Origin of the sequence: Streptomyces uncialis (genome assembly GCF_001905345.1) — a bacterium.
Lineage (GTDB): Bacteria > Actinomycetota > Actinomycetes > Streptomycetales > Streptomycetaceae > Streptomyces > Streptomyces uncialis.
In genome coordinates, this window is the sequence record NZ_LFBV01000009.1 from 130,462 (window position 1) to 156,031 (window position 25,570).

Annotated in this window: 18 protein-coding genes; 13 read left to right on the forward strand and 5 right to left on the reverse strand. The window is 72.0% G+C overall.

Features of this window, described 5'->3' with window-relative positions:
* Positions 1–52 precede the first annotated feature (52 nt).
* The 5 genes from AB852_RS29270 to AB852_RS29295 all read left to right on the forward strand — a co-directional run bounded on the left by AB852_RS29270 (position 53) and on the right by AB852_RS29295 (position 5,968).
* Positions 53–607 carry a GNAT family N-acetyltransferase gene (locus AB852_RS29270; protein ID WP_073793242.1) on the forward strand — a complete coding sequence of 185 codons (555 nt, stop codon included), beginning with the start codon at positions 53–55 and terminating at the stop codon, positions 605–607.
* A 62-nt stretch (positions 608–669) separates the two neighbouring features.
* Positions 670–1,359 carry a hypothetical protein gene (locus AB852_RS29275; RefSeq protein WP_073793243.1) on the forward strand — a complete coding sequence of 230 codons (690 nt, stop codon included), beginning with the start codon at positions 670–672 and terminating at the stop codon, positions 1,357–1,359.
* Positions 1,360–1,906: 547 nt separating this feature from the next.
* On the forward strand, positions 1,907–2,092 hold the full coding sequence (locus tag AB852_RS29280) for a hypothetical protein (protein ID WP_073793244.1): 186 nt from the start codon (positions 1,907–1,909) through the stop codon (positions 2,090–2,092).
* A gap of 227 nt (positions 2,093–2,319) precedes the next feature.
* On the forward strand, positions 2,320–5,532 hold the full coding sequence (locus tag AB852_RS29285) for a helix-turn-helix transcriptional regulator (RefSeq protein ID WP_079185008.1): 3,213 nt from the start codon (positions 2,320–2,322) through the stop codon (positions 5,530–5,532).
* Between the two features lie 133 nt (positions 5,533–5,665).
* On the forward strand, positions 5,666–5,968 hold the full coding sequence (locus tag AB852_RS29295) for a DUF6191 domain-containing protein (protein WP_073793245.1): 303 nt from the start codon (positions 5,666–5,668) through the stop codon (positions 5,966–5,968).
* Between the two features lie 32 nt (positions 5,969–6,000).
* On the opposite strand, the gene AB852_RS29300 is transcribed toward AB852_RS29295, so the two are convergent.
* Positions 6,001–7,155, reverse strand: coding sequence for a PQQ-dependent sugar dehydrogenase (locus AB852_RS29300; protein WP_073793246.1), 1,155 nt, complete (start codon positions 7,153–7,155; stop codon positions 6,001–6,003).
* Between the two features lie 290 nt (positions 7,156–7,445).
* The gene (locus tag AB852_RS29305; RefSeq protein ID WP_073793247.1) at positions 7,446–8,543 is read right to left on the reverse strand and encodes an aldo/keto reductase; all 1,098 of its coding nucleotides are present in this window, start codon (positions 8,541–8,543) and stop codon (positions 7,446–7,448) included.
* Between the two features lie 85 nt (positions 8,544–8,628).
* On the opposite strand from AB852_RS29305, the gene AB852_RS29310 reads away from it, so the two are divergent.
* The 6 genes from AB852_RS29310 to serA all read left to right on the forward strand — a co-directional run bounded on the left by AB852_RS29310 (position 8,629) and on the right by serA (position 20,322).
* Positions 8,629–9,606, forward strand: coding sequence for a 2-hydroxyacid dehydrogenase (locus AB852_RS29310; protein ID WP_178391149.1), 978 nt, complete (start codon positions 8,629–8,631; stop codon positions 9,604–9,606).
* Positions 9,607–10,189: 583 nt separating this feature from the next.
* Complete coding sequence (locus AB852_RS41055; RefSeq protein WP_425444193.1) at positions 10,190–13,957, forward strand: putative bifunctional diguanylate cyclase/phosphodiesterase; 3,768 nt, start codon at positions 10,190–10,192, stop codon at positions 13,955–13,957.
* Positions 13,958–14,203: 246 nt separating this feature from the next.
* Positions 14,204–16,072 (forward strand): acetolactate synthase large subunit, encoded by a 1,869-nt coding sequence (locus AB852_RS29320; protein WP_178391150.1) that lies wholly within the window; start codon positions 14,204–14,206, stop codon positions 16,070–16,072.
* Between the two features lie 39 nt (positions 16,073–16,111).
* Positions 16,112–16,636 (forward strand): acetolactate synthase small subunit, encoded by a 525-nt coding sequence (gene ilvN, locus AB852_RS29325; protein ID WP_073793416.1) that lies wholly within the window; start codon positions 16,112–16,114, stop codon positions 16,634–16,636.
* 273 nt (positions 16,637–16,909) lie between these two features.
* Entirely contained in the window at positions 16,910–17,908 is a 999-nt protein-coding gene (gene ilvC / locus AB852_RS29330; RefSeq protein WP_073793250.1) for a ketol-acid reductoisomerase, read from the forward strand.
* An 809-nt stretch (positions 17,909–18,717) separates the two neighbouring features.
* Complete coding sequence (serA, locus tag AB852_RS29335) at positions 18,718–20,322, forward strand: phosphoglycerate dehydrogenase (protein ID WP_073793251.1); 1,605 nt, start codon at positions 18,718–18,720, stop codon at positions 20,320–20,322.
* An 86-nt stretch (positions 20,323–20,408) separates the two neighbouring features.
* Here serA and AB852_RS29340 read toward each other — a convergent pair whose 3' ends face one another.
* Entirely contained in the window at positions 20,409–21,992 is a 1,584-nt protein-coding gene (locus AB852_RS29340) for an MFS transporter (protein ID WP_079185009.1), read from the reverse strand.
* 118 nt (positions 21,993–22,110) lie between these two features.
* Between AB852_RS29340 and AB852_RS29345 the strand changes: the two genes are divergently transcribed.
* Complete coding sequence (locus AB852_RS29345) at positions 22,111–22,794, forward strand: TetR/AcrR family transcriptional regulator (RefSeq protein ID WP_073793253.1); 684 nt, start codon at positions 22,111–22,113, stop codon at positions 22,792–22,794.
* Between the two features lie 61 nt (positions 22,795–22,855).
* On the opposite strand, the gene AB852_RS29350 is transcribed toward AB852_RS29345, so the two are convergent.
* Positions 22,856–23,272, reverse strand: a complete 417-nt coding sequence (locus AB852_RS29350) for a MerR family transcriptional regulator (protein ID WP_073793254.1) — start codon at positions 23,270–23,272, stop codon at positions 22,856–22,858.
* Between the two features lie 64 nt (positions 23,273–23,336).
* Between AB852_RS29350 and AB852_RS29355 the strand changes: the two genes are divergently transcribed.
* On the forward strand, positions 23,337–24,257 hold the full coding sequence (locus tag AB852_RS29355) for an NAD(P)-dependent oxidoreductase (RefSeq protein ID WP_073793255.1): 921 nt from the start codon (positions 23,337–23,339) through the stop codon (positions 24,255–24,257).
* Here AB852_RS29355 and AB852_RS29360 read toward each other — a convergent pair.
* A complete protein-coding gene (locus AB852_RS29360) occupies positions 24,232–25,497 on the reverse strand; it encodes a PucR family transcriptional regulator (RefSeq protein ID WP_245876976.1) in 1,266 nt (421 codons plus the stop codon). The genes AB852_RS29355 and AB852_RS29360 overlap by 26 nt on opposite strands.
* Positions 25,498–25,570: the final 73 nt, after the last annotated feature.

Below are 25,570 nucleotides of genomic sequence, written 5' to 3' on the forward strand. Positions count from 1 at the left end.
GGGTGCCCTCCGGGGCGGTGACCGGTCCCACCCCTGGCTGAGGAGCTGAGGAATGTACGCGAGAACACTCGGTGACGACGGCGCGGAACTGCGCCCGCTGGAGTCCTGGCACGCCGAGGAGTTCCTGGCCCATCTGGACCGCGGACGCGCGTTCATCGGACAGCACGTCTCCTTCGGCACCGGTATCCACGACGCGGAAGCCGCTCGCGCCATGCTGCGCTCGTACGCCGACAAGCGCGCCGCCGACAGCGGCAGCATGCACGGCCTGTGGCTGGACGGCACCCTTGTCGGGGGTCTGCTCTTCCGCCTCTTCGACGCGGGGACCGGCAACTGCGAGCTCGGCTGCTGGCTCGAACCCGACGCCGCCGGTCGCGGTCTGGTCACCCGGGGCGCCCGGGTACTCATCGACTGGGCCTTCCACGACCGCGGCATGCACCGTGTCGAATGGGTCGCCTCCTCCGCCAACAAGCCCAGCCTGCGGGTCGCGGAACGGCTCGGAATGCGCCGCGAAGGGGTGCTGCGCGAGAGCTATCCGTACCGGGACGTTCGCCACGACATGGAGATGTGGTCCGTCCTGGCACCCGAATGGGGTACCCGTCAGGCGTGAATCCCGAGGCCGTCCCGGGCGTCGTTAAGGAACCTCTCAGACGGCGTCCGTACGGTGCCCGGATGGGTACGAGGACTGAAGACAACGCCGCCGCGGGCGCCGACAGCGCGGCCACGGGCACCGAAGCGGGATCCGGTGCCGCCGGGGCCGCCCCCGAAACCGCCGCGAAGAGTGACGCCGACCGTATGACGAAGACCCCGGACGCGGCGAACGCCACGGACACGGTGGAGAAGGACGGCACGGTGCCGGACGGTACCGTCCAGGACGCCGTGGCCGACGACGGCACCGACCTGGTCGATGACGACGACGAGGGCATCGACGACGAGGACCTCACCGCCCCCGTGGCCAAGGCGCCCTCGGGCGTTGGCCAGGGCGCCGCGGCCGTGGTCTCCGCCGCGCTCGGCGTCGTCGGACTGAGCGGCGGCTGGATCGGCACGGTCGCCTCCGCGCGGGAGTCGATCATCGGTCAGCTGGAGGCGTCGTCCTCGGGGGCCGGGGTCGCCCAGCAGATCCAGGAGGTCTACGGCGACGCCTGGCACGCCACGGCCCTGGTGGGCGGCATCTTCGCCCTGGTCGCCCTGATCGTCGGTGCGGCGACGCTCGTCAGGCCCCTGTTCGGCACGCCCGGTACGGTGCAGGCCCCGTGGGTCAGGTCCGTCGCCTGGGCGGGTGTCTCGCTCGGCGTCATCGGACTGCTGCTGTCGGTCGCCAAGTACACGGACGTGCTCCTGAGCCTGCCGACGGCAGGCTGACGGGTCGCCTTCGCTTGCGCCTCCGAGGTCCGGCCCGGGTGGGCGTACTTGTTCCCGTGCGGGTCGCCTTCGCTTGCGCTTCCGAGGTCCGTCCGGCGTGACGCGCTTGTTCCTTGTGCCGTCGCTCGGTGGTTTCGCGCAGTTCCCCCCGCCCCTTCGGGGCGCGTCCGGTGGGTTCTTTCGACTGCGCGCGGAGTGGAGTGCCCCTCAAGGGGCGCGGGGAACTGCGCAAAGGACGAGGGCGAACCGGCACCCGAAATGCGACGGACCGGGGCAGCATCCAGGGGCGCGGGGAACTGCGCACCCCACGGGCGACCCGCACGGGAACAAGTGGGCTCAGCGCACGGAACCCCGGGGCGGGCGGGGAGCAGGGGGCGGGGTCTAGGACGTCTGAGCCCCGTCTAAGGCGTTTCGTGGGGGCGGACGGCGAACACTAAGGTGCCGGTCACCCACAAGATGCGGCACACGCCCCATGCGGTGGAACCCCCTGGGCCGCGAGAGTTGAGGCATCGCGGAAAGCGATACCGCAACCGGCCGAGGGGTCAAGATGTTCGAGTTCGAGATACACCAGCTGCACGCCGCGGACCTCCACCGTGAGGCCGCCCACCACCGTCTGGTCCGCGCCGTACGCAAGGCCCGCAAGGCCGACCGGGCCCGCCTCGCGCAGTACGAGGCGGAGGGGCAGGTGAGTGCGGGCGAACCCGGTCCCGAGCGTTTCACACGCGCCGCGTGAACGGGCCCGCCCCGTCCGCCTGTGAGGCGGCGGTCACGGGGACCCGCACCGACAGCACCAAGAGAGCCCGCACCACGGTCGGGGCGCCGGACACCGGCGTCCCGACCGCGGCGTTTCGGCGTCCTGGGGAGGACGAACCAGGCTGGTCCGCCGACGGGCACGGCCTGGGGCACCGGTCCATGGGGTCGCGGGGGAAACCCTCTGGGGGAGTGCGGTACCCCTGTGCGATGCTCGGCGGTGTGGAGACCAGATCTGTGAGCCCGGTGTTCATCGGCCGGGCCGACGAGATGGGCGTACTGCACGACGCACTCGCCCGCGCGGCCGCGGGCGAGCCGCAGGCCCTGCTGCTCGGCGGGGAGGCGGGCGTCGGGAAGACCCGGCTGATCGAGGAGTTCGCGCGCGCGGCCCGCGCCCGGGACGCCGTCGTCGTCACCGGCGGCTGTATCGAGATCGGCGCCGAAGGGCTGCCGTTCGCCCCGTTCTCCACCGCGCTGCGCGCCCTGCGCCGCCACCTCCCCGACGAACTCGCCGCAGCCGCGGCCGGGCAGGAGGAGGAACTGGCCCGGCTCCTGCCCGAGCTGGGCGAGGCCCCCGGCGGCCGGCACGGCGAGGAGGACATGGCCCGCCTCTTCGAGCTCACCGCCCGCCTGCTGGAACGTGTCGCCGCCGACCGCGATGTCGTCGTCGCCCTGGAGGACCTGCACTGGGCCGACGCCTCCACCCGCCATCTCCTCGCCTATCTCTTCCGCACCCTCCGCAGCGGCCGCCTGATCGTCCTCGCCAGCTACCGCGCCGACGACATCCACCGCCGCCACCCGCTGCGCCCCCTCCTCGCGGAGCTCGACCGGCTGCGCACCGTCCGCCGTATCGAGCTGAACCGCTTCAGCAGGGACGAGGTCGGCGCCCAGATGGCCGGCATCCTCGCCACCCGACCGGAGCCCACTCTGGTGGACGAGGTCTTCGACCGCTCCGACGGCAACGCCTTCTTCGTGGAGGAACTCTCCGTCGCCGCGGGCGAGGACCGCTGCCCACCGCTCTCCGACTCGCTGCGCGACCTGCTCCTGGTGCGTGTCGAACGGCTCCCGGACCATGCTCAACGGGTCGTCAGGGTCGCCGCCGAGGGCGGCTCCACCATCGGCCATGAACTGCTCGCCACGGTCGCCGGTCTCGGTGACGACGACCTCATCGAGGCCCTGCGGTCCGCCGTCGGCGCGAGCATCCTCCAGTCCATGCCCGACAGCGACGGCTACCGCTTCCGGCACTCCCTCGTCCGCGAGGCCGTCAGCGACGATCTGCTGCCCGGCGAGCGCTCCCGCCTCAACCGCCGCTACGCGCAGGCCCTCGAAGCCGAACCCGCCCTTGTCCCCGCCGACGAACGCGCCACCCGCCTCGCCAGCTACTGGTACCACGCACACGACCCGGCCAAGGCGCTGCCCGCCGTCCTGGGCGCGTCCCTGGAGGCCCGCCACCGGCACGCCTACGCCGAACAACTGCGCCTTCTGGAGCGCGGGATGGAGCTGTGGGACCCGGCGCCCGAGGCCGTCCGCGCCGGACTCATGGTCGGGGACTACGTCGAGGACTCGCTGTCCTGCGTCTGCGACCCCGCCACCACCCCCCTCAGCTACTACGACCTCCTCGCCGAAGCCGCCGTCGCCGGACGCCTCTGCGGAGAGCGGGACCGGGCACTGAAGATCACCAAGCGTGCCCTGCGTCTCCTGGAGGACGACCCCGACTCCCTGCGCGCCGCGTGGTTCTGGGTCCAGCGCTCCCTGCTCGTCCAGGCCCTCGCCCGCGGCGACGGCCGGCAGGAGCTCGCCACCGCGCAGGAGCTCGTCCGTGGGCTGCCGCCGTCGAACGTCCACGCCGAGGTCCTCGCCCGCGTCGCGAGCTGGTCCATGATCCATGAACCGGGCCCGGACAGCCTCGCCGCCGCCGAACGCGCCGTCGAGTACGCCCGCATGGTCGGCGCCCACGACATCGAGCTGAACGCCCGCCTCACCCTCGGCGGTCTCATGGTCGACGCGGGCGACGTCGAAGCGGGGCTCGCCGAGATGTACGCCGTCAAGGAACGCACCAGGGAACTCGGCGTCGGCGGTGTCGGCCGCAGCTATGTCAACCTCCCCTCCGCCCTCGAAGCCGTCGGCCGGTCCCGAGAGGCCGTCACCCTCCTCGACGAGGGCATCGAACTCGCCCGCCACTTCGGTCTGCGCGAGACCGAGGCCTGGATCTGGAGCAACCGCACCGAATCCCTCTACACGCTGGGCCGCTGGTCCGAGGCCGCCGAATCCATCCTCCGCACCCAGCGCGCCGGACACAGCTACAAACCGCGCGGCTCCGCCGCCATCCAGGCCGCGCATCTCGCCCTGGCCCGCGGCGACAGCACCGAGGCCGGCCGTCAGCTCGACGCGGCCCGCCGCGAGTACGGCAGCCACGACCGGATGCCGCAGCACTCCATACCGATCGCCCGGATCGCCGTCGGTGTCGCCGCCGACCAGGGCCGCATCCTGGACGCCCGCGTCGAACTCGACGCGGTGATCGCCGCCGGATTCCCGCCGGGCACCCAGCGCTACGGCTGGCCCCTGCTCCGGGCCGCCGCCACCGCCGAGGCCGACACCAGGGGACTGCCCCTCGCCCAGCCCGGACGGGCCGCCGCCCTGGACCGCATCCGCGCCGCCGCCAAGTCCCTCACCACCGGCGTCCCCGTCTGGCTCGCCTACGACCGCTGGGTACGCGCCGAGCTCCGCCGTGCCGAGGATCTCGCCACCCCGGCCGACTGGCTGGACGTCGTGGCCGCGTTCGGCCCGCTGGAACGCCCCTACGACCTGGCCCAGGTCCGCTACCGTCTCGCCGAGTCCCTTCTGACCCACACACCCACCACCAGCACCTCCACCGCCCCGGATGCCGTCGGCCCGCATGTCTCCGGCCGGGGCGGCAGCGACACGGGTGGCAGTGACACGCGCGGCAGTGACACGGGCGGTAGCGCGGCGGACGGTGGTTCCCGGTCCGGCGCCGCCCCGGACGGGGGCATCGCCAAGGGCATCAGCTGCCCCGAGGCCGACCGGGACCGGGCCACGGAGCTGCTCCGGCAGGCCGCCGCCCTCGCCTCGCATCTGGACGCCCGACCTCTCGACGAGGCTGTCGCCCAACTGGCCCGACGGGCCCGGCTCGCCCTCACCGGCCGCCGGACGCCCGCCCCGGCCGACCCCGTCACCGCTCTCGGCCTCACCAGCCGGGAGCGCGATGTGCTCCGGCTGGTCGCCGCCGGGCGCAGCAACCGTCAGATCGCCGAGGAGCTCTTCATCTCCCCGAAGACCGCGAGCGTCCATGTGTCCAACATCCTGGGCAAGCTCAATGTCTCCGGTCGTGGCGAGGCCGCCGCCCTCGCCCACCGCTTGAGCCTGTTCCCTCCGGAGCCCCGTACCGCCGGCCCGGCCAGCTGACCGACGGAGTCCGGTCCCTCTCCTTCATCGCTCGACGCCTCCTTTCCCTGGGCGGAACGTGGCATTTGCGTCACGGTCCGTTACTTTTCGCCTCGCCTACCCTGGGAGGGAGGAACTCGCCCAGGGAGGCAGTGTGTTCAACCCGATCCAGGAGCTCTTCGCTCCCGGCCGCAAGCACACCGAGGACGAACGTCAGCGCCTCGAACTGACCCGGGTCGACCTGAACGACGGAGATCCTGGCCAAGGCCCGATCGATCTCACCTCCGGCAAGGTCACCATCCGTGTCCCACCGCAGCCCGCGAGCGCCGACCTGCCCGGCCAGGCCACTTCCGAAGACCGTGAGCGGGACGCACGGAACGGCAACGGCCGGGACGGCGCGGACGGCGGCGGAGCCAGGAGCGACGAGCGGGATCCGGATTCCGCTTCGGCGGGCTGAACCCGGACCCGCTCATACCGCCTCGGCGCGGCTCACTTCACCTTCAGCTCCAGGACTCTGTCATCACCCTTCTTGGGTGTGCCCCGGCCGTCCGTCTCGCTCGTGGCCAGCCAGAGCTTGTCGGTGCCCGCGCCGACCACCGTACGCAGCCGGCCGTACTCCTCCTTGAGGAACGCCTGGGGCTCTCCTCCGCCGTCCGTCCCGCTCACGGGAATCCGCCAGAGGCGCTCGCCGCGCAGTCCGGCCATCCAGATCGACCCCTCGGCGTAGGCGATTCCGCTCGGCGAGGCTTCGGAGGTCTGCCACTGGGCCACCGGATCATGGAATCCGTCCTTACCGGCCTTGCCCTCGACCTCCGGCCAGCCGTAGTTGTCCCCCGCGACGATCTGGTTGAGCTCGTCCCAGGTGTTCTGGCCGAACTCGGAGGCCCACAGCCGCTTCTCCTCGTCCCAGGCGAGACCTTGGACATTGCGGTGACCGAACGAGTAGACGTACGAATCGTCCCCCAGCGGATTGCCGGGGGCGGGCTCGCCCTCGGGGGTCATCCGGAGGATCTTCCCGGCGAGGGACTTCTTGTCCTGGGACAGTCCTGTCTCGCCGACCTCGCCCGTGCCCGCGTACAGCAACTTGTCGGGGCCGAAGGCGATCCGGCCGCCGTTGTGGATCATACCCTTCGGGATGCCGCGCAGGACGGTGTCCGGAGCGCCCAGCTGCTGCCCCGCGGGCTTGCCCTCGTCGTACAGCATGCGGGCGATGCGATTGTCCGACGCGGTGGTGAAGTACGCGTAGACCATCTGGTCCGACGCGAAGGAAGGGGAGAGGGCGATCCCCATCAGCCCGCCCTCGCCCGCGGCGGCCACGCCGGGGACGGACCCCAGCTCGACGCGCTTGCCGGAGCCGCTGTCGACCCGGCTGATCGTGCCTTCGTCCCGGGAGGAGACCAGGAGGTCCCCGCCGGGCAGGGGGGCCAGACCCCAGGGCGAGCCGAGGCCCTCGGTCACGGTGCGCTCCACATCGACCGCTCCCTTCGCCGGGGGTGTACGGCCGCCGGATGCCTTGGCGGACTCGGACGGCGGGGCGCCGCTCGACTCCGTGGCGCGGGCGGCGGACTCGGCGGGCTTGTCTGCGCCGTCCCCCGAACATCCGGCGGCGAGCAGGAGCGCGGCGGCGGTCAGTACGGCCGTCACAGCTGGACGTTGCACGGTAATCGGTCCCTTCGACGCTGCGGTTCTTCTTCTGATACACCGCTGAGGGGGCGAAGGTTCCCGATCGCGGTATCCGATCCGACGGCCACCCCGGCCACCCCGGCCACCCCGGCCACCCCGGCCGACGGGCCGTCGGCCGTTCGTTCCCCGGCTCAGCGGCCCGGTTCCTCCGCGCACTTCTTCGGCCGTCCCCGGCATCCCCCGCACCCACCATCGCACCTCAGCTCCGTCCGGGCCCCGTCACAGCACCCCTCGGGGACGGACGGAACCCGTCAGTACCAGGATTCGCGGGCCCGGGGGAGCGCCGCGATCTCCGCCCGGTCGCCCTCGGTCAGCCTCAGCCCCGCCGCCCCGGCGTTCTCCCTCACCCACCGGGCCCGTTTGGTGCCCGGCACCGCGACGACATGTCTGCCCCGCTCCAGGACCCAGGCCAGCGCGACCTGTGCCGGGGTCACCCCGCCCCCCGGCCCGTCGTCCGCCCCGACCCCGGTCCCCACCCCGGCGTCCCGCCCTGCCCCGACCCCCGCCTCGTCGCCCCGCCCCGCCTCCGCCCCGTCCCCACCGTGGCGCCGGGCCACACGGCGCAGCCCGGCGACGATCGGCTGGTTCGCGGCCATCACCTCCGCGGTGAAGCGCGGGTGATGGGCCCGGACGTCATCGGGTTCGAATCCCTGGCCGGGGGTGAGGGTCCCGGTGAGATAGCCGCTGCCGAGCGGCATCGCGGCCAGGAGACCGACGCCCCGGGCCTCGCACCACGGCAACAGGGAGTCCAGTGCCTCGGGGGACCACACCGACAGCTCCGCCTCGACGGCGCTGACCGGGAAGACCTGTTGCATCCGGTCCAGCTGACGGATCGTTCCCTCGTACATCCGTCCGCCGCTCCCGCGCACCGCGCGGGCACCGAGCGCGCACACGCCGAGGGCCCGCACCTTGCCCGCGCCGACGAGCTCGGCCATCGCACCCCAGGTCTCCTCCACCGGCACCTCGGGGTCCGCGCGGTGCAACTGGTACAGATCGATCACATCGGTACGGAGCCGCCGCAGGGACGCGTCGCAGGCCCGGCGCACATACCCCGGCCGGCCGTCCGCCACCATGTGCTGATCGCCGACCAGCAGACCGCACTTGGTGGTGACGAAGGCGTCCGCGCGCCGCTCTCGCAGCACCCGTCCGATCAGCAGCTCATTGGTGAACGGCCCGTACATGTCGGCCGTGTCGAGGAGGGTGCAGCCCAGGTCCAGGGCGGTGTGCAGCGCGCGCAGGGACTCCTCGCCGTTTCGCCGGGAGGCGGAGTAGGCCCAGTTCATCGGCATGCACCCCAGCCCTATCGCGCCCACTTCGAGTGCCGTCGCGCCGATCGTCCTGCGCTCCACCTCGACGAATCCTCCCCCTGCGTGGTCCGAGCGGTCCCCCAAACTAACCTCTGCGCCGCGAACGGCTTCCCTTAGCCTCGTGACCATGACTGGTGATGTGTGGCTCCCCTTCCCGCCGGACGAGATCGAGGGCTTGCCCAAGGGCCTGAACTGCCACTTCTGGGACGGCGGTGAGGACGGGCGTACGCCGTACCCCGCCGACCCCGCGGACTGCTCCTTCTTCGTGGTGCCCTACCTGAAGCGGCCGTCCGTGAAGACCGGTGCGCTGCCCCTGATGCGCCGCCTGGAGGTGATCCAGACCCTCACCGCGGGCGTGGACGACATCCTGCCCGCCCTGGAGTCCGTGCGGCCCGGGGTGCGGCTGTGCAACGCGCGCGGGGTGCACGACGCCAGTACGGCGGAGCTGGCGCTGACCTTGATCCTCGCGTCGCTGCGGGGGGTCCCGGACTTCGTCCGGTCGCAGGACAAGGGGGCGTGGGAGTCAGGGTTCCGGCCCGCGCTCGCCGACCGGACGGTGCTCGTTCTCGGGTACGGCTCGATCGGTGCCGCGATCGAGGACCGGCTGCTGCCCTTCGAGGTGTCCCGGGTCATCAGGGTCGCCCGGTCCGCCCGCGTCACTGCCCATGGACCGGTGCACGCCCTGGACGAGCTGCCCGGACTGCTGCCCGAGGCCGACGTGGTCGTCGTCGCCACCCCGCTGACCGAACAGACCCGGCACCTGGTGGACCGGGACCTCCTGTCCCGTATGAAGGACGGCGCGCTGCTCGTGAACATCGCGCGCGGGGCCGTTGTCGACACCGACGCGCTGCTCGCGGAACTGCGGAGCGGCCGGCTCGGCGCCGCCCTCGACGTCACCGACCCGGAGCCCCTGCCCGAGGGACACCCCCTGTGGCACGCGCCGGGTGTGCTGATCAGCCCGCACATGGGCGGCCCCTCCACGGCGTTCCTGCCGCGCGCCAAGCGGCTCCTCGCCGCTCAGCTCACCCGGTACGCGGCGGGGGAGCCCCTGGAGAACGTCGTCCTCGTCCACCCTGGCCGACCGGGCGCGAACCAGGGCGGTTGACGCGCGCGATCCGCGGCGCGCGCCCCCTGGCGCGACGCTCACCCCTGTCCGCGCGCCGTGCGCGACCCGCGCTTCTCCGCAGTGCGCTCCGCTCCCGCCCGTGCGCCCGGGACGCCCCGCCCGGCATGCTGGTCGGTACGCGATCCCGTCGTCCGGCGGCTGCCGGGGCCGGACGGGGCACGGGCCCGGCCGCGCCCCCACGGGCCCCGGACCGGCCGGGAACGGTCCGCGGGTCCGCCGTCCGTCCCGGTGGCCCGTGGCACCGCGGCGCGTGGACATCCTCCGTGATCCCCCAAATGCCCCGTGTGTCGGAATCACCGCTGATCGTCACGGAGAGTAGAGGAACTATGTCCCTGAGTGACGAGACTGGTGTATCGTCGCCAACAGGGGCTGCGTCGCGGATTGTTCGGCGCGGGGGAACACGACAGTGGACTGTGAGGGGGGGGCGGCGGATGACGCACGGCCTGTGGACCGACGATCCGGCGCGGCGGAGAAGCCGCCGACGATCCTGGCGGGCATCGGCCCGCCGCCGGGCACCCGGCGACGAGACCGGCCGGCCCGGACACCCCCGCCCCCGCCGCCGATGTACTCGCGCCCACCAGGACCGCGCCCCGGCCCGGTCGGGGAGCGACCGGTGAGCGCCCAGGGCGCCGTCATCCCCCGCGGGCCGCAGGCCGGCGGCGGGACCGGGCTGGTGTCCCAGATCGTGCTCGCCATGCTGTGCGGCGGCTACGCGGCCGGAGCCGCTCTCGGCTGGGGCTCCTCCGGCGTCGCGCTCTTCATGGGCGACTTCGGGCTCAGCGTGGCCGCTTCGACCGCGGCCGTGTCCTGCCTGCTGTACGCCCGTACGCTGAGCAGCCGTCTCCGCGGTGCCTGGTACCTCTTCGCGTTGTCCTCCGCGATGGCGGCCCTGGGCAACGCCGTATGGGGATGGTACGAGGTCGTGCTGCGTGTCCCCGTACCGAGCCCCAGCTTCGCCGACGTGTTCTTCCTGTGCTTCGCGCCGCCCGCCATCGTGGGTCTGCTGATGCTCGCCAAGCGTCCCGTCAGCCGTGCCGGATGGATCTGCCTCGCGCTCGACACCTGGCTCATCGGCGGTTCGCTGCTCACCCTCTCGTGGAGCCTCGCCCTCGCGCACACGGCCCAGTTCGAAGGCAAGAGCGTCGCCCAGATCGCACTGTCCTTGGCGTACCCGCTGCTCGACATCGCGCTCGTGAGCATCGTGCTCGCCCTGCACTTCCGGCGCACCCCGGTGAACCGCTCCGCCGTGAACACCGCCATCGGCGCCCTCGCGGTGACCGTGGTGTGCGACGCGCTGTTCAGCTCCCCCATGCTGCACGCCAGTTACCGCTCCGGGCAGCTGCTCGACGCGGGCTGGTTCGCCGGTTCCCTGCTGCTCGCCTACGCGCCCTGGGCATCGCTGCGGGTGCACGCCGACGACCCCCACGCGCATATCCACCCGCATCTGCTCACGCTTCCGCTGCCCCACCCACGTGCCGCGTCCGCCGTCCGTTCCCCGGCGGCGCCCCGCGTCCCCCACGCGCGCGCGCCCGTCGCGGGCGGCAGCCCGGCCGGTGGTCCGGCCGGTGGTCCGGGCGTCGGCTCCACCGGGCCGAAGCGCCCGCACGAGGGCCACACGTACGACGGCCACCGGCACACCGACCACACCCACGAGGGGCATCCGCATCAAGGGCACGGCGACGGCCACCACGGGCACGGCGACCACGGACATGTGCGGCACCCGCAAGGGGCCCCCTCCCGTACGGAGGAGCCCCCAGAGGGCCGGCCGCCCCGCGGCCGACCGCACCAGGACCAGCAGAACCCGGACCGACCGCACCAGGACCGACCGCACCGACCCCATCAGGAGCGGCCGCGCCAGGGCGGACCACCCGGGGACCGACCGCAAGAGGGCCACCCGTACCAGGACCGCCCGTACCAGGACCGTCCCGGACCGGACGGGCCACGCCAGGAACGGCCCCGTCGGACCCTGGTGCACACAGGCATGCACACGGACCCGCACACGCACACACCGCCGTCCGTCCCGTCCCACGCCCCGCACGCCGTGATCCACCCCTCCCACTCCCCGCAATCCGGCCCCGGCCGGTACCCGACCCGGCCCATCGCCGGTTCGCTCGCCGCGCTGGCGCCCTATCTGGCCGCCACGGTCTGCACCTTGGGAATCCTCTACAACGTCCTCAGCGACCGCAGCATCGACCGCGTCGTCCTGTTCACCGCGTGCACGGTCGTCCTCGCCCTCGTCGTCCGGCAGGGCATCATGCTCATCGACAACATCAGCCTCACCCAGGAACTCGCCCAGAAGGAGAACCACTTCCGGTCCCTGGTCCAGGGCTCCAGCGACGTCATCATGATCGCCGCGCCCAACGGCGTCCTGCGGTACGTCAGTCCGGCCGCCGCCGGGGTCTACGGTCGGGAGGCCGACGAGCTCGTCGGTACCGAGCTGGCCTCCCTGATCCACCCCGACGACCTCGGCGCGGTGGTCCACGAGATCCGCAGATTCGTCGCCGCCCGCCAGGCCGACGAGCCGACGACCCGTATCGAGTGCCGGTTCCGCTCCGGCGCCGGACAGTGGCTGAACGTCGAGTCCACCATCAACCGCCACCACGGCGGGCTGCTCTTCAACAGCCGGGACGTCACCGAGCGGGTGAGGCTCCAGGCCCAGTTGCAGCACAACGCCGAGCACGACCCGCTCACCGACCTCCCCAACCGCGCGCTGTTCACCCGCCGGGTCGGCCAGGCGCTCGGCGGGCGCCGCGCCGCCGACCGCGACCACGGCACCGCCGTGCTCTTCATCGACCTCGACGGCTTCAAGGCCGTCAACGACACCATCGGCCACCAGGCGGGCGACGAGCTCCTCGTCCAGGCCGCCCGCCGCCTCCAGGACGCGGTCCGCCAGGGCGACACCGCCGCCCGGCTCGGCGGCGACGAGTTCGCCGCCCTCATCGTCGGGGACGGCTCCAGCGACCAGGCCGCGCGCGAACAGCACATCTTCGAGCTGGCGGACCGGCTGCGGATGACCCTGTCCCGGCCCTACCCGATCGGCGGGAACGACGTAAGGGTCGCCGCGTCCATCGGGGTCGCCTTCGCGGAGCCCGGCGTCGGCGAGGGCGAGCTGCTGCGCAACGCCGACCTCGCGATGTACCGGGCCAAGGCCGCCGGGAAGGGCCGGGTGGAGTTGTACGCGCCACAGATGCAGGCCGACGTCGTACGCAAGGCGGAGCTGGCCGGGCGGCTGCGGGCCGCCCTCCACGACGGGGAGTTCGCGCTGCTCCACCAGCCCGTGGTGAACCTGAGCACCGGACTGATCGGCTCCGTCGCCGCGCACGCGCGCTGGCGGTCCGCGCAGGGCCTGCTGTTCACCCCGGCGGAGTTCCTGCGGGTCTCCGACGACGCCGACCGCACCGCGGAGCTGGGCCGCTGGATGCTGGAGGAGGCCGTCGCCGGTGCCGCCGACCGCGCCCGCGCCGGTCACCCCACGACCGTCGTCGTCCGGGTCGGCGCCGGGCGGCTGCTGGACCGTTCCATGCCGCTCGGCTCCATCGAGGCGCTGCTCACCCGGCACGGCCTCGCCTCCGGCGCGCTGATGATCGAACTGGCGGGCAGCGAGCCCGCGGTACCGCTGGACGAGCTGGAGCGCCGTCTGACGGCCTTGCGCAGGATCGGTGTACGGATCGGCCTCGACGGCTTCGGCAGCGGCCACGCGGCCATCACGGCCCTGCGGCGGCTCCCCGTCGATGTGCTCAAGCTCGACCGCAGCCTGGTGGAGGGTGTCGTCGAGTCCGCGCGGCTGCACAAGATCACCAGCGGGCTGCTGCGGATCGCCACCGACCTCGGCCTCGACTCCGTCGCCGACGGCGTGGACCTGCCGGAACAGGTCGTCGTGCTGCGCGCCATGGGCTGCACCCACGGCCAGGGCATGGCGTTCTCCGCGCCGCTGGACGAGTACCGGCTGCGGCGCGCCCTGTCGACCGGCCGCTTCCCGGTGCCCCGCGACGTCCCGGGCGAGCCGCCGCGGGGCGGGAACCGCGATCAGGAACGGGACGGCGTCCGTGAGCCGGCCGACGCGTCCCGCGAGCCGAGAGCTCTCCCGGTGGCGCTGGACGCCACCGGGGAGCCGGTGCTCGCCGGAGGCGTCCACGCCGCGTACGACACCCTGCTGCCCACCGGTCACGACAGCGGGTACGACGGCCGGGGCCAGGGCGGGTACGAGCCGCGCGGACCCGCCGCCTACGAGACCCGGGGCCCCGCCCCCTACCCCGCGAATCCGTCCGCCCCCTACCACCGGGGCCTGCCCCGGCGCTCACATAATGAGACCCAGATCCCACCCACTTGACAGGGGTTGCGTGCCGGGGAGAGGGTCTGAGCCATGCGCACCCGAATTCTCGTACTTGGACAGCGCGTCGGCTGAAGCCGGGTAGCCCAACACACCCGGCGAACGCACCCGGCGCGCTCCCCTCGCTTGCCTCACGGCACGAGGGGTTTTTTGTTGCACCGGCGCCCCACCGACCACGCGACCCAGACCCGCACCACTCCGTACAACCCTCGCAAAAACCCCCTCAGCATCGAGAAGAGAATGACGATGACCGAGCAGGCCACCGGGGCCCACCATCCGCATCCGCGGCCCCGATCCGGAGGACAGTCCGCCGTCGAGCACGTCACGGGCGCGCAGTCCCTCATCCGCTCCCTGGAGGAGGTCGGGGCCGACACGGTGTTCGGCATTCCCGGAGGTGCGATCCTGCCCGCGTACGACCCGATGATGGACTCCCGGCGGGTGCGTCACATCCTCGTCCGCCATGAGCAGGGGGCCGGTCACGCGGCCACCGGGTACGCGCAGGCCACCGGCAAGGTCGGGGTCTGCATGGCCACCTCCGGGCCGGGCGCCACCAATCTGGTCACCCCGATCGCGGACGCGCACATGGACTCGGTGCCGCTCGTCGCGATCACCGGTCAGGTCGCCTCCGCCGCGATCGGTACGGACGCCTTCCAGGAGGCGGACATCGTCGGCATCACCATGCCGATCACCAAGCACAACTTCCTGGTCACCAAGGCCGAGGACATCCCCCGCACGATCGCCGAGGCGTTCCACATCGCCTCCACCGGCCGCCCCGGGCCCGTCCTCGTCGACATCGCCAAGGACGCCCTCCAGGCGCGGACCACCTTCAGCTGGCCGCCCGCCCAGGACCTGCCCGGCTACCGCCCGGTGACCAAGCCGCACGCCAAGCAGATCCGCGAGGCCGCCAAGCTGATCACCCAGGCCAAGCGGCCCGTCCTGTACGTCGGCGGCGGCGTCATGAAGGCCCGAGCCACCGCCGAGCTGAAGGTCCTCGCGGAGCTGACCGGCGCGCCCGTCACCACCACCCTGATGGCGCTCGGCTCGTTCCCCGACAGCCACCCGCTGCATGTCGGCATGCCCGGCATGCACGGTTCGGTCGCCGCCGTCACCGCGCTCCAGAAGGCCGACCTGATCGTCGCCCTCGGCGCCCGCTTCGACGACCGGGTCACCGGCAAGCTCGACAGCTTCGCCCCGTACGCCAAGATCGTCCACGCGGACATCGACCCCGCCGAGATCGGCAAGAACCGCGCCGCGGACGTGCCGATCGTCGGGGACGCGCGCGAGGTCATCGCCGACCTCGTCCAGGCCGTCCAGAAGGAGCACACCGACGGTCACACCGGGGACTACACCGCCTGGTGGAACGACCTCAACCGCTGGCGCGACAACTACCCGCTCGGCTACACGCAGCCCGAGGACGGCACCCTGTCCCCGCAGCACGTCATCGAGCGGATCGGCCAACTCGCCCCCGAGGGAACGATCTTCACCGCGGGCGTCGGCCAGCACCAGATGTGGGCCGCCCACTTCATCCAGTACGAGAAGCCCGCCACCTGGCTGAACTCCGGCGGCGCCGGGACCATGGGATACGCGGTCCCCGCCGCGATGGGCGCCAAGGCGGGGCAGCCCGGACGCACGGTGTGGGCGGTCGACGGCGACGGCTGCTTCCAGATGACCAATCAGGAACTCACCACCTGCGCCCTCAACAACATCCCCATCAAGGTCGCCATCATCAACAACGGCGCCCTCGGGATGGTCCGCCAGTGGCAGACCCTCTTCTACAACCAGCGGTACTCCAACACCGTCCTGCACAGCGGGCCGGACGACGCCCAGGGCGACGGCCAGGCCGTCCCCGGCAAGCCCGCCGGAGGCACCCGGGTCCCGGACTTCGTGAAGCTGTCCGAGGCCATGGGCTGTGTCGCGCTGCGCTGCGAGTCCCCCGACGACCTCGACAAGGTCATCGCGGAGGCCAACGCCATCAACGACCGCCCCGTGGTCGTCGACTTCATCGTCCACGAGGACGCCATGGTGTGGCCGATGGTCGCCGCCGGGACCTCCAACGACACCATCCTGGCCGCCCGCGATGTCCGCCCCGACTTCGGCGACAACGAGGACGACTGAGGCCCGGAAGACGACTGAGGCAGGAAGAGAATGACCGTCATGTCCAAGCACACGCTCTCGGTCCTGGTCGAGAACACCCCCGGCATCCTCGCGAGGATCGCCGCGCTGTTCTCCCGCCGCGGCTTCAACATCGACTCGCTCGCGGTCGGTGTCACCGAGCACCCCGACATCTCCCGCATCACCATCGTGGTCAATGTCGAGGAACTCCCCCTCGAACAGGTCACCAAGCAGCTCAACAAGCTCGTCAACGTCCTCAAGATCGTGGAGCTGGAGCCCGGTTCGGCGATCCAGCGCGAGCTCGTCCTGGTGAAGGTCCGCGCCGACAACGAGACCCGCTCCCAGGTCGTGGAGATCGTCCAGCTGTTCCGCGCCAAGACGGTCGACGTCTCACCCGAGGCCGTCACCATCGAGGCCACCGGATCGAGTGACAAGCTGGAGGCGATGCTCAAGATGCTGGAGCCGTTCGGCATCAAGGAGCTCGTCCAGTCCGGCACCATCGCCATCGGCCGGGGCTCGCGCTCCATCACGGACCGCTCGCTGCGGGCCCTGGACCGATCGGCCTGAGACCGTCACCACCCGGCCCACCAGGCCGGTCGTGCCGGGCCGTGAGCGGCCCGGACCGGGCCCCACGGCCCGGACCCGGACCCTCATGTGCGCGGGACCCTCCGCGCGCGTGGGGTGGTGCATCACCCGCGCGGGCGCCCTCCCACGACGGCTCCCGCGCGCGTACCACCCCACGCGCGCGCCCGCATCGCGAGACCCCGGAACCCCGACACCCCCACCGGTCGTACGGTGGGACGCACAACCGCCGCACCGGCAGAATCAAGGAGAATCCCAGTGGCCGAGCTGTTCTACGACGCCGACGCCGACCTGTCCATCATCCAGGGGCGCAAGGTCGCCGTCATCGGATACGGCAGCCAGGGCCACGCCCACGCGCTGTCGCTGCGCGACTCCGGTGTCGATGTCCGCGTCGGGCTGCACGAGGGCTCCAAGTCCAAGGCCAAGGCCGAGGAGCAGGGCCTGCGCGTGGTGACGCCCGCCGAGGCGGCCGCCGAGGCCGACGTGATCATGATCCTCGTGCCGGACCCGATCCAGGGCAAGGTCTACGAGGAGTCCATCAAGGACAACCTGAAGGACGGCGACGCGCTGTTCTTCGGCCATGGCTTCAACATCCGCTTCGGCTTCATCAAGCCCCCGGCGGGCGTCGACGTGTGCATGGTCGCCCCCAAGGGCCCGGGCCACCTCGTGCGCCGCCAGTACGAGGAGGGCCGCGGCGTTCCTTGTATCGTCGCCGTCGAGCAGGACGCCACGGACAAGGCCTTCGCGCTCGCCCTCTCGTACGCCAAGGGCATCGGCGGCACCCGCGCGGGCGTCATCAAGACGACCTTCACCGAGGAGACCGAGACCGACCTGTTCGGTGAGCAGGCCGTTCTCTGCGGTGGCGCGTCCGCGCTGGTCAAGGCCGGATTCGAGACCCTGGTCGAGGCCGGTTACCAGCCCGAGATCGCGTACTTCGAGTGCCTGCACGAGCTGAAGCTCATCGTGGACCTCATGTACGAGGGCGGCCTGGAGAAGATGCGCTGGTCCATCTCCGAGACCGCCGAGTGGGGCGACTACGTCACCGGCCCGCGGATCATCACGGACAACACCAAGGCCGAGATGAAGAAGGTCCTCGGCGAGATCCAGGACGGCACCTTCGCCAACAACTGGATGAAGGAGTACGAGGCCGGGCTGCCGGAGTACAACAAGTACAAGAAGGCCGACGAGGACCACCTGCTGGAGACCACCGGCAAGGAGCTGCGCAAGCTCATGAGCTGGGTGGACGAGGAGGCGTAACGCCGTCCGGCGCGGGTGCGGTGTCCTTCGGGGGCCGTATCCGCGTCTTGCCGTGCGGCGGCCCCGGGGTACCTGTGCGGGTCGCCTTCGCTTGCGCTTCCTAGGTCTGCCCGGCTGGGCGTACTTCGTTCCTGTGCCGTCGTTCGTGGGTGCGCAGTTCCCCGCGCCCCTGGATGCTGCCCCCTTGCGGTAGCTCTTCGGGTGCGGGTCGCCCTCGTTTTTGCGCAGTTCCCCGCGCCCCTTTGGGGGCGCCCAGCTGGGGCCGGCGATCAGGGTGCGGGCTGTCAGCGACCGGGGCCGGGGTTCAAACCCTCCTCCTCTCGCAGGCGCTCGGCTGCGGGAGGGGGTGGGCGGGAATCTCTGCTCGCAGACTCCGATGCTCTTCAGTCGGGCAAGGAAGCGTCGTACCGAGCGTGTCGGATCGAGGACGGAGAATCCCGACCGGCACCGACCCGAAGAACAAGCAGAACGCGCCCCAAAGGGGCGCGGGGAACTGCGCGAACCCACCGAGCGACGGCGCAGCGAACAAGTACGCCCGGCACAAGAAACCCAGAAGCGCGAGCGAAGGCGACCCGCGTCCAGGCGGGCGGACCTCTGAAGCGCAGGCGACGGCGCGGGATTGTCCAGTCCGTCCAGCCACGGAAGGGTGATCCTTACTGCGCGGCGGAAAACGGGACCCGTTCCGCCACTACACTGCACAGCACATACGCGTCAGGCCCACAGCGTCGTGCGTCTTCCACGCGGCAAGCATCCCTCCACCGCCTGCGGCCGTCGGGACGGCCGTCCGCAATGGACTTGTGAGGACTCACGTGAGCACTGCTGCCAACGGCAAACCGGTCGTACTCATCGCTGAAGAGCTGTCGCCCGCGACTGTCGACGCGCTGGGGCCCGACTTCGAGATCCGGCACTGCAACGGCGCCGACCGCGCCGAACTGCTGCCCGCCATCGCCGATGTCGACGCCATCCTGATCCGCTCGGCCACCAAGGTCGACGCCGAGGCCATCGCCGCGGCCCGCAAGCTGCGGGTCGTCGCCCGCGCGGGCGTCGGTCTCGACAACGTCGACGTGTCCTCGGCCACCAAGGCCGGCGTGATGGTCGTCAACGCGCCCACCTCCAACATCGTCACGGCCGCCGAGCTGGCCTGTGGTCTGCTGGTGGCCACCGCGCGCAACATCCCGCAGGCCAACGCCGCCCTCAAGAACGGCGAGTGGAAGCGCTCCAAGTACACCGGCGTCGAGCTGGCGGAGAAGACCCTCGGGGTCGTGGGCCTCGGTCGCATCGGGGCGCTCGTCGCGCAGCGGATGTCCGCGTTCGGCATGAAGGTCGTCGCGTACGACCCGTATGTGCAGCCCGCGCGTGCCGCGCAGATGGGCGTGAAGGTCCTCTCGCTGGACGAGCTGCTGGCGGTCTCGGACTTCATCACCGTGCACCTCCCGAAGACGCCCGAGACGCTGGGCCTCATCGGTGACGACGCGCTGCACAAGGTGAAGCCGTCGGTCCGGATCGTGAACGCCGCGCGCGGTGGCATCGTCGACGAGGAGGCGCTGTACTCGGCGCTGAAGGAGGGCCGGGTCGCGGGCGCCGGTCTGGACGTCTACGCCAAGGAGCCCTGCACGGACTCCCCGCTGTTCCAGTTCGACCAGGTCGTCTGCACCCCGCACCTCGGGGCCTCCACCGACGAGGCGCAGGAGAAGGCGGGTATCGCCGTCGCGCGTTCCGTGCGTCTCGCGCTCGCCGGTGAGCTGGTGCCCGACGCGGTGAACGTCCAGGGCGGGGTCATCGCGCAGGACGTCAAGCCGGGTCTGCCGCTGGCCGAGCGGCTGGGCCGGATCTTCACCGCGCTGGCGGGCGAGGTCGCCGTCCGGCTCGATGTCGAGGTCTACGGCGAGATCACCCAGCACGATGTGAAGGTTCTCGAACTGAGCGCCCTGAAGGGGGTGTTCGAGGACGTCGTGGACGAGACGGTGTCCTATGTGAACGCCCCGCTGTTCGCGCAGGAGCGCGGGGTGGAGGTCCGGCTGACGACCTCCAGCGAGTCGCCCGACCACCGCAATGTGGTGACCGTGCGCGGCACCCTCGGGGACGGTCAGGAGATCTCGGTCTCCGGCACCCTGGCCGGGCCCAAGCACCACCAGAAGATCGTCGCGATCGGTGAGCACGACATCGATCTGGCGCTCACCGACCACATGGTCGTCCTGAAGTACGCGGACCGTCCGGGTGTCGTCGGCGCGGTCGGCCGTGTCCTCGGTGAGGCGGGTATCAACATCGCCGGTATGCAGGTCTCGCGTGCGGCGGTCGGGGGCGAGGCCCTCGCGGTCCTCACCGTCGACGACACGGTGTCGCCCACCGTCCTCGCGGAGCTGGGCGAGGAGATCGGCGCGGTGTCCGCCCGCTCGGTGAACCTCACCGGCTGAGCCGCCCCCGTATGACCCGGACGGGTCCGGTCGCCCCCCTGTGGCGACCGGACCCGTCCAGTTCTCCCCGAGCCGGACGAGAGGCCCTAGACGGCCTGTCGTCCGGCTTCGTGGTTCTTGTCCCGGCAGGCGTGGGCCGGGCCGGGTCCCCGTCGCAGCAGGGTGAGGGCCAGCACGGTGGCGATCATCAGCGCCGTCGCGCCGCCGAGCGCCGCGGCCCGCATGCCGTCCGTGAAGGCCTCCCGGGCGACGGCTGCCAGAGCGTCACCCACCGGTCCGGGCAGGTGCCCGGCCGCCACGAGGGCACCGCCGAGGGTCTCGTGCGCCGCGTCCGGGACACCGGCGGGGGAGCCGTCCTCGATCCGGTGCCGGAAGACGGCCGTACCGATCGAGCCGAGCACCGCCATCCCCAGCGCGCCGCCGAACTCCTGCCCGGTCTCCAGCAGGGAGGACGCCGAGCCCGCGCGCTCCGGCGGGGTCGCGCCGAGGGCCAGATCCGTCATCAGGGCCATCACCGCGACGATCCCGCAGGCCAGGACGCCCGATCCGGCGAGCACCAGCCACAGGTCGTCCGTGCCGGCCAGCGAGAGCAGCAGGAAGCCGCCCCCCGAGATCATGAACCCGGCGGCCACGACATGGGCGCGGGGCGCACCGCGCTGCACCACGGCGGTGGTGAGGGGCGCGACGACCCCGATCACGACCGAGGGCAGCAGCGACCACAGCGCGGCCTCCAGGGCGCTCTTGCCGAGCACGGACTGGAGGTACTGGGTGGTGAAGTACGCGGAGCCCATCATCGCGAACATCGCGAGGGAGTTCAGGGTCACCGCGGGGCCGAAGCCGCGGCCCCGGAACAGCGCGGGGGAGATCAGCGGTGACGCGGCCGTGCGCTGACGGATCACGAACAGGACGGTGAAGACCAGGCCGGCCACCAGGGACAGTACGTACGGGGTTTCGAAGCCCTCGGAGGGGATCTCCTTCAGGCCGTACACCAGGGGAAGCACGGCGGCCATCGACAGGGGCACGCTCAGCAGGTCGAAGCGGCCGGGGGCGGGGTCCTTGGACTCGGGGATCAGCAGCGGCGCGAGGACGAGCAGCAGTGCCATGGCGGGCAGGTTCACCAGGAACACCGAGCCCCACCAGAAGTACTCGACGAGGACCCCGCTCATCACCGAGCCGAGCGCGACCCCGCCGGTCATCACCGCGGACCACACCCCGATGGCCTTGGCGCGCTGGGCCGGGTCCCGGAACAGGCTGCGGACCAGGGCCAGGGTGGACGGCATGAGGGTGGCGCCGCCGATGCCGAGGATCGCGCGGGCGGCGATCAGCATCTCCGCGCTGTTCGCGTAGGCCGCGGCCAGCGATGCCGCGCCGAACGCGACCGCGCCGATCAGCAGCAGCCTGCGGCGTCCTATGCGGTCACCGATGGAGCCCATGGTCATCAGCAGGCCGGCGAGCACGAAGGCGTAGATGTCGAAGATCCAGAGCTGCTGGGTGCCGCTCGGGGCGAGGTCCGCGCTGATCGCCGGGACGGCGAAGTAGAGCACGGACACATCCATCGAGACCAGCAGCAGGGGCAGCATCAGGACCGCCAGCGCGGTCCACTCACGGCGTCCGGCCCGGGGCGCGGACATGGGTCCGGGCCCGGCGGCACCGGGTGCGGGATTCATCATGGGCAGGACTGTACGAGCGTGTAAGACGGTTGTCTAGTACGAGCGTTTAATACGTACGTATGGAACGTTTGTATGGGACGGATGTCCATGCCGGTCGTCCGGGGGTACGCTGCGCGCCATGGGACACCGTGAGGATCTGCTCGAAGGCGCGAAGCGCTGTCTGCTGGAGAAGGGCTTCACACGGACGACCGCGCGCGACATCGTCAAGGAGTCCGGGACCAATCTGGCGTCCATCGGCTACCACTACGGTTCCAAGGACGCCCTGCTGGCACAGGCGTACGTGGCGATGATCGGCGCGGTCGGGGACGCGTTCGAGGGGCTGGGGGAGGACCGCGTACCCGACGGGGACGGCTCGCTCGAACGCTTCGAGAAGACCTGGGAGAACGTGATCCACACGTTCTCGCGGGACCGGCGGATCTGGCGGCTCAGCCTGGAGGTCTCGTTCCTCGGCGACGGTCTGCCGGGCGTACGGGAACACCTCGCCGCCGCCACGGGCTCCGCGCGTACCGGGCTGATGCCGCTCTTCGTCGGCGGCCCGGAACCCGACCCCGACGACCCGGCGGCCCGCAGCCAGGGCGCCTTCTATGTGACGCTGCTCCAGGGGCTGCTGGTGCAGTGGCTGTTCGACCCGGCCACCGCCCCCAGCGCCAAGGAACTCACCGAGGGGCTGCGCCGGGTCATCACGGACGCCGGGGGCGTACCGGACACGGCCGCCGACCCGGGGACGGGCGCCCTCGCGGACGTGGACACCACCGCCGACCCGGACACCGCCGCGCGTACGACGGACACCGGCGGCGCCTGACCCTCCCGCTCCCGGAGCACCACTCACCGGCTCCCGGATCACCGGCTCACGGGACGGCGGATCAGGGGACGGCGACCTCCCGCGGGGTGTCCACCCAGCAGACCTCCTCGCCGGTGGCCTCGTCCCGCTCCGGTGTCACCTGGATCAGGGAGTCCAGCGCCTCGCGCGCGGCCAGCAGGTCGGAGATCGTGTCGTCGAGCCGGTCGCGCTCCCGCTCCAGATCGGGGAGGAGTCCGGAGCAGGCGACCACCGGGCCTTCGCCGTCGTCCACCGTGCATGGCAGCAGCTCACCGATGACACGGGTGGTGAGCCCGGCGGCCAGCATGACGCGGATCGCCCGGACCGTACGGAGGTCCGGCTCGTCGTACTCGCGGTACCCGCTGGGCAGCCGCCGGGGCGTGAGCAGCCCCTGTTCCTCGTAGTAGCGCAGCAGTCGCTGGCTCACTCCGGTCCGTCGGGAAAAGTCCCCCATACGCACGTGACGGTCACCACACAAGTCCGGTTTGACTCTCACATCGATGTCAGACCCTAGCGTGCCACGCATGACCTCACAGACGTCAACTCCCCAGCACAGCAAGCCCGCGGGCCCCGTCAGCGTGATCGGCCTCGGCCCGATGGGCCTCGCGCTCGCCGAAACCCTGCTCGACAGGGGCCACTCCCTCACCGTCTGGAACCGGACCCCCACACGCGCCGACGACCTCGTCGCCCGGGGCGCCCGGCGCGCGCCGACCGCCGCCGACGCGGTGGCCGCCAGTCCCGTCACCGTCGTCTGTCTCAAGGACTACGCGACCCTGTACGACGTCCTCGACCCGGCCGCCGCCGTCCTCGCGGACAGCTTCCTCGTCAATCTCAACTCCGGTACCCCCGACGAGGCCCGTACCGCCGCCGACTGGGCCGCCGGGCACGGCGCCGGTTACCTCGACGGGGCGATCATGGTGCCGCCGCCGCTTGTCGGCGAGCCCGGCGCGGTGTTCCTGTACAGCGGGGCCCGCGACGCCTTCGACCGGCACCGCGACGCGCTCGCCACCCTCGGGGACCCCCGCTACCTCGGTACCGACCCGGGCCTCGCGGTGCTCCACAACGCGGCGCTGCTCACCATGATGTACGCGACGATGAACGGCTGGCTGCACGCTACCGCCCTGGTCGGTTCGGCCGGTGTCACGGCCACCGGGTTCGCGGAACTCGCGCTCGGCTGGTTCATGCCCGCAGTGGTGGACCCCGCGTCCCTGCTCGCCCAGGCGCCCGATCTGGACCGGTCCCACTACCCCGGTGACCTCGGCACCATGGAGATGAACCTCAACGCGCTGGAGCACATCGCCCACACCAGCGCGGAGCAGGGCGTCCATACCGAACAGCCGCTCCTGATGCGGGACATCGCCCGGCGCGCGGTGGCCGAGGGCCATGGCGAGCAGAACTACCTGGCCCTCTTCGAGGTGTTCAAGAAGGCGCTGCCGGCCGTCTGACGGCGCTCCCGCCGGTGCGCTCCAGCCGGGCCGCCTTGAGGGCCATGTGCAGCAGCAGCCGGTCCTCGCCGTCGTCGAGGCGCAGTCCGGTGAGCTGTTCGACGCGGGACAGCCGGTAGTACAGGGTCTGGCGGTGGATGCCGAGTTCGGCGGCGGTGCGGCCCGCCTGGCCCGACAGGTCCAGATAGACCTCGGCGGTACGGGCGAGTTCCTGGTGCGCGGGGGTCAGCAGCTCCCGGGCCGCCGGGTCGGCGGGGCCACCGGTGGGCAGGGCCGTCAGCAGCCGGTACGGGCCGATGGCCGACCACTCGGCCACCGGACCGAACCGGGGCTCGGCCAGCGCCGCCCGGGCCGCCGCCGCGGCCTCCTGCCACGCGGTCGCCAGATCCGCCAGCTCACGGCGGAGGTCACCGACCCCGGCCATCGGGGCGCCGTCCGCCGGGGTACGGGAGGCGGCGGGCCGCCGTCCGGGCGGCGGGCCCGCCACCGTGTCCCGCAGCCGGGCGGCGACCGCCACGGCCGGACCCGGGTCGTCGGGGGTGCGCAGCCGTACCAGGACGGCGAGTGCCTGGCCGTCCGGACCCCAGGGCAGCGCGCACAGCGCGGTCGCGGCGGGCAGCGAGCGGGCGGACGGCAGCGGCTGTGCGGAGCCGTCCGGGGCCGCCCAGGGCGCGACGCACACGACCGTGTGCAGCCCGTCGGCGCGGGCGCCCAGCGCCGTGCGCAGCGCGGAGGTGGCCATGTCCCGCTGCCAGCCGCGCTCCGCCGTCAGCACGGCCCGCAGCTCACGGGTGAGGTCCGCGCCCGCCTGTTCCTCGTCCGCGAGCAGGACGCCGATCCGCGCGGCGACGTCCATCGCGGCGGCGAGCCGCGCGTCGGACGGCCCGGGATCGTCGTCCAGCAGCCACACATAGCCGAGGACGACACCCCGATGGCGTACCGGCAGACAGATCCTGCCGCGCATCACCCCCGCCTCCGGGGCCGCCGGGATCCGGACCGGGCCGGTCGCCCGGGTGATGCCGAACCCCTCGAACCAGGCGCGGACCGCCGCGGTGGAACCCCGGGTGAGGATCGAACGGGTCCTGACCGGGTCCATGGCGCTGTCGTCGTCGCTGTCGTGGGCGCCGAACGCGATCAGCCGGAAGTCCCGGTTCTCCAGGGTCGCGGGGGCTCCGAGCAGCGCCGAGATCTCGTCGACGAGCTCCTGGTGGTCGTCCATGTCGCCCTTCACGACTCCCATCATCCGGCACATCCGCCCCTTCCTCATACAGATGTCTGAGATCGCGGGCACGGATGCGTGACAGCTGTCGATG

Bases quoted from the DNA above. Each gene is read 5' to 3' on its own strand.
- AB852_RS29360 (WP_245876976.1), bottom strand. From the start codon at position 25,497: ATGGGAGTCGTGAAGGGCGACATGGACGACCACCAGGAGCTCGTCGAC.
- AB852_RS29340 (WP_079185009.1), bottom strand. From the start codon at position 21,992: ATGATGAATCCCGCACCCGGTGCCGCCGGGCCCGGACCCATGTCCGCG.
- AB852_RS29345 (WP_073793253.1), top strand. From the start codon at position 22,111: ATGGGACACCGTGAGGATCTGCTCGAAGGCGCGAAGCGCTGTCTGCTG.
- ilvN (WP_073793416.1), top strand. From the start codon at position 16,112: ATGTCCAAGCACACGCTCTCGGTCCTGGTCGAGAACACCCCCGGCATC.
- AB852_RS29320 (WP_178391150.1), top strand. From the start codon at position 14,204: ATGACCGAGCAGGCCACCGGGGCCCACCATCCGCATCCGCGGCCCCGA.
- AB852_RS29310 (WP_178391149.1), top strand. From the start codon at position 8,629: ATGACTGGTGATGTGTGGCTCCCCTTCCCGCCGGACGAGATCGAGGGC.
- AB852_RS29270 (WP_073793242.1), top strand. From the start codon at position 53: ATGTACGCGAGAACACTCGGTGACGACGGCGCGGAACTGCGCCCGCTG.
- AB852_RS29275 (WP_073793243.1), top strand. From the start codon at position 670: ATGGGTACGAGGACTGAAGACAACGCCGCCGCGGGCGCCGACAGCGCG.
- AB852_RS41055 (WP_425444193.1), top strand. From the start codon at position 10,190: ATGTACTCGCGCCCACCAGGACCGCGCCCCGGCCCGGTCGGGGAGCGA.
- AB852_RS29355 (WP_073793255.1), top strand. From the start codon at position 23,337: ATGACCTCACAGACGTCAACTCCCCAGCACAGCAAGCCCGCGGGCCCC.
- AB852_RS29285 (WP_079185008.1), top strand. From the start codon at position 2,320: ATGCTCGGCGGTGTGGAGACCAGATCTGTGAGCCCGGTGTTCATCGGC.
- AB852_RS29280 (WP_073793244.1), top strand. From the start codon at position 1,907: ATGTTCGAGTTCGAGATACACCAGCTGCACGCCGCGGACCTCCACCGT.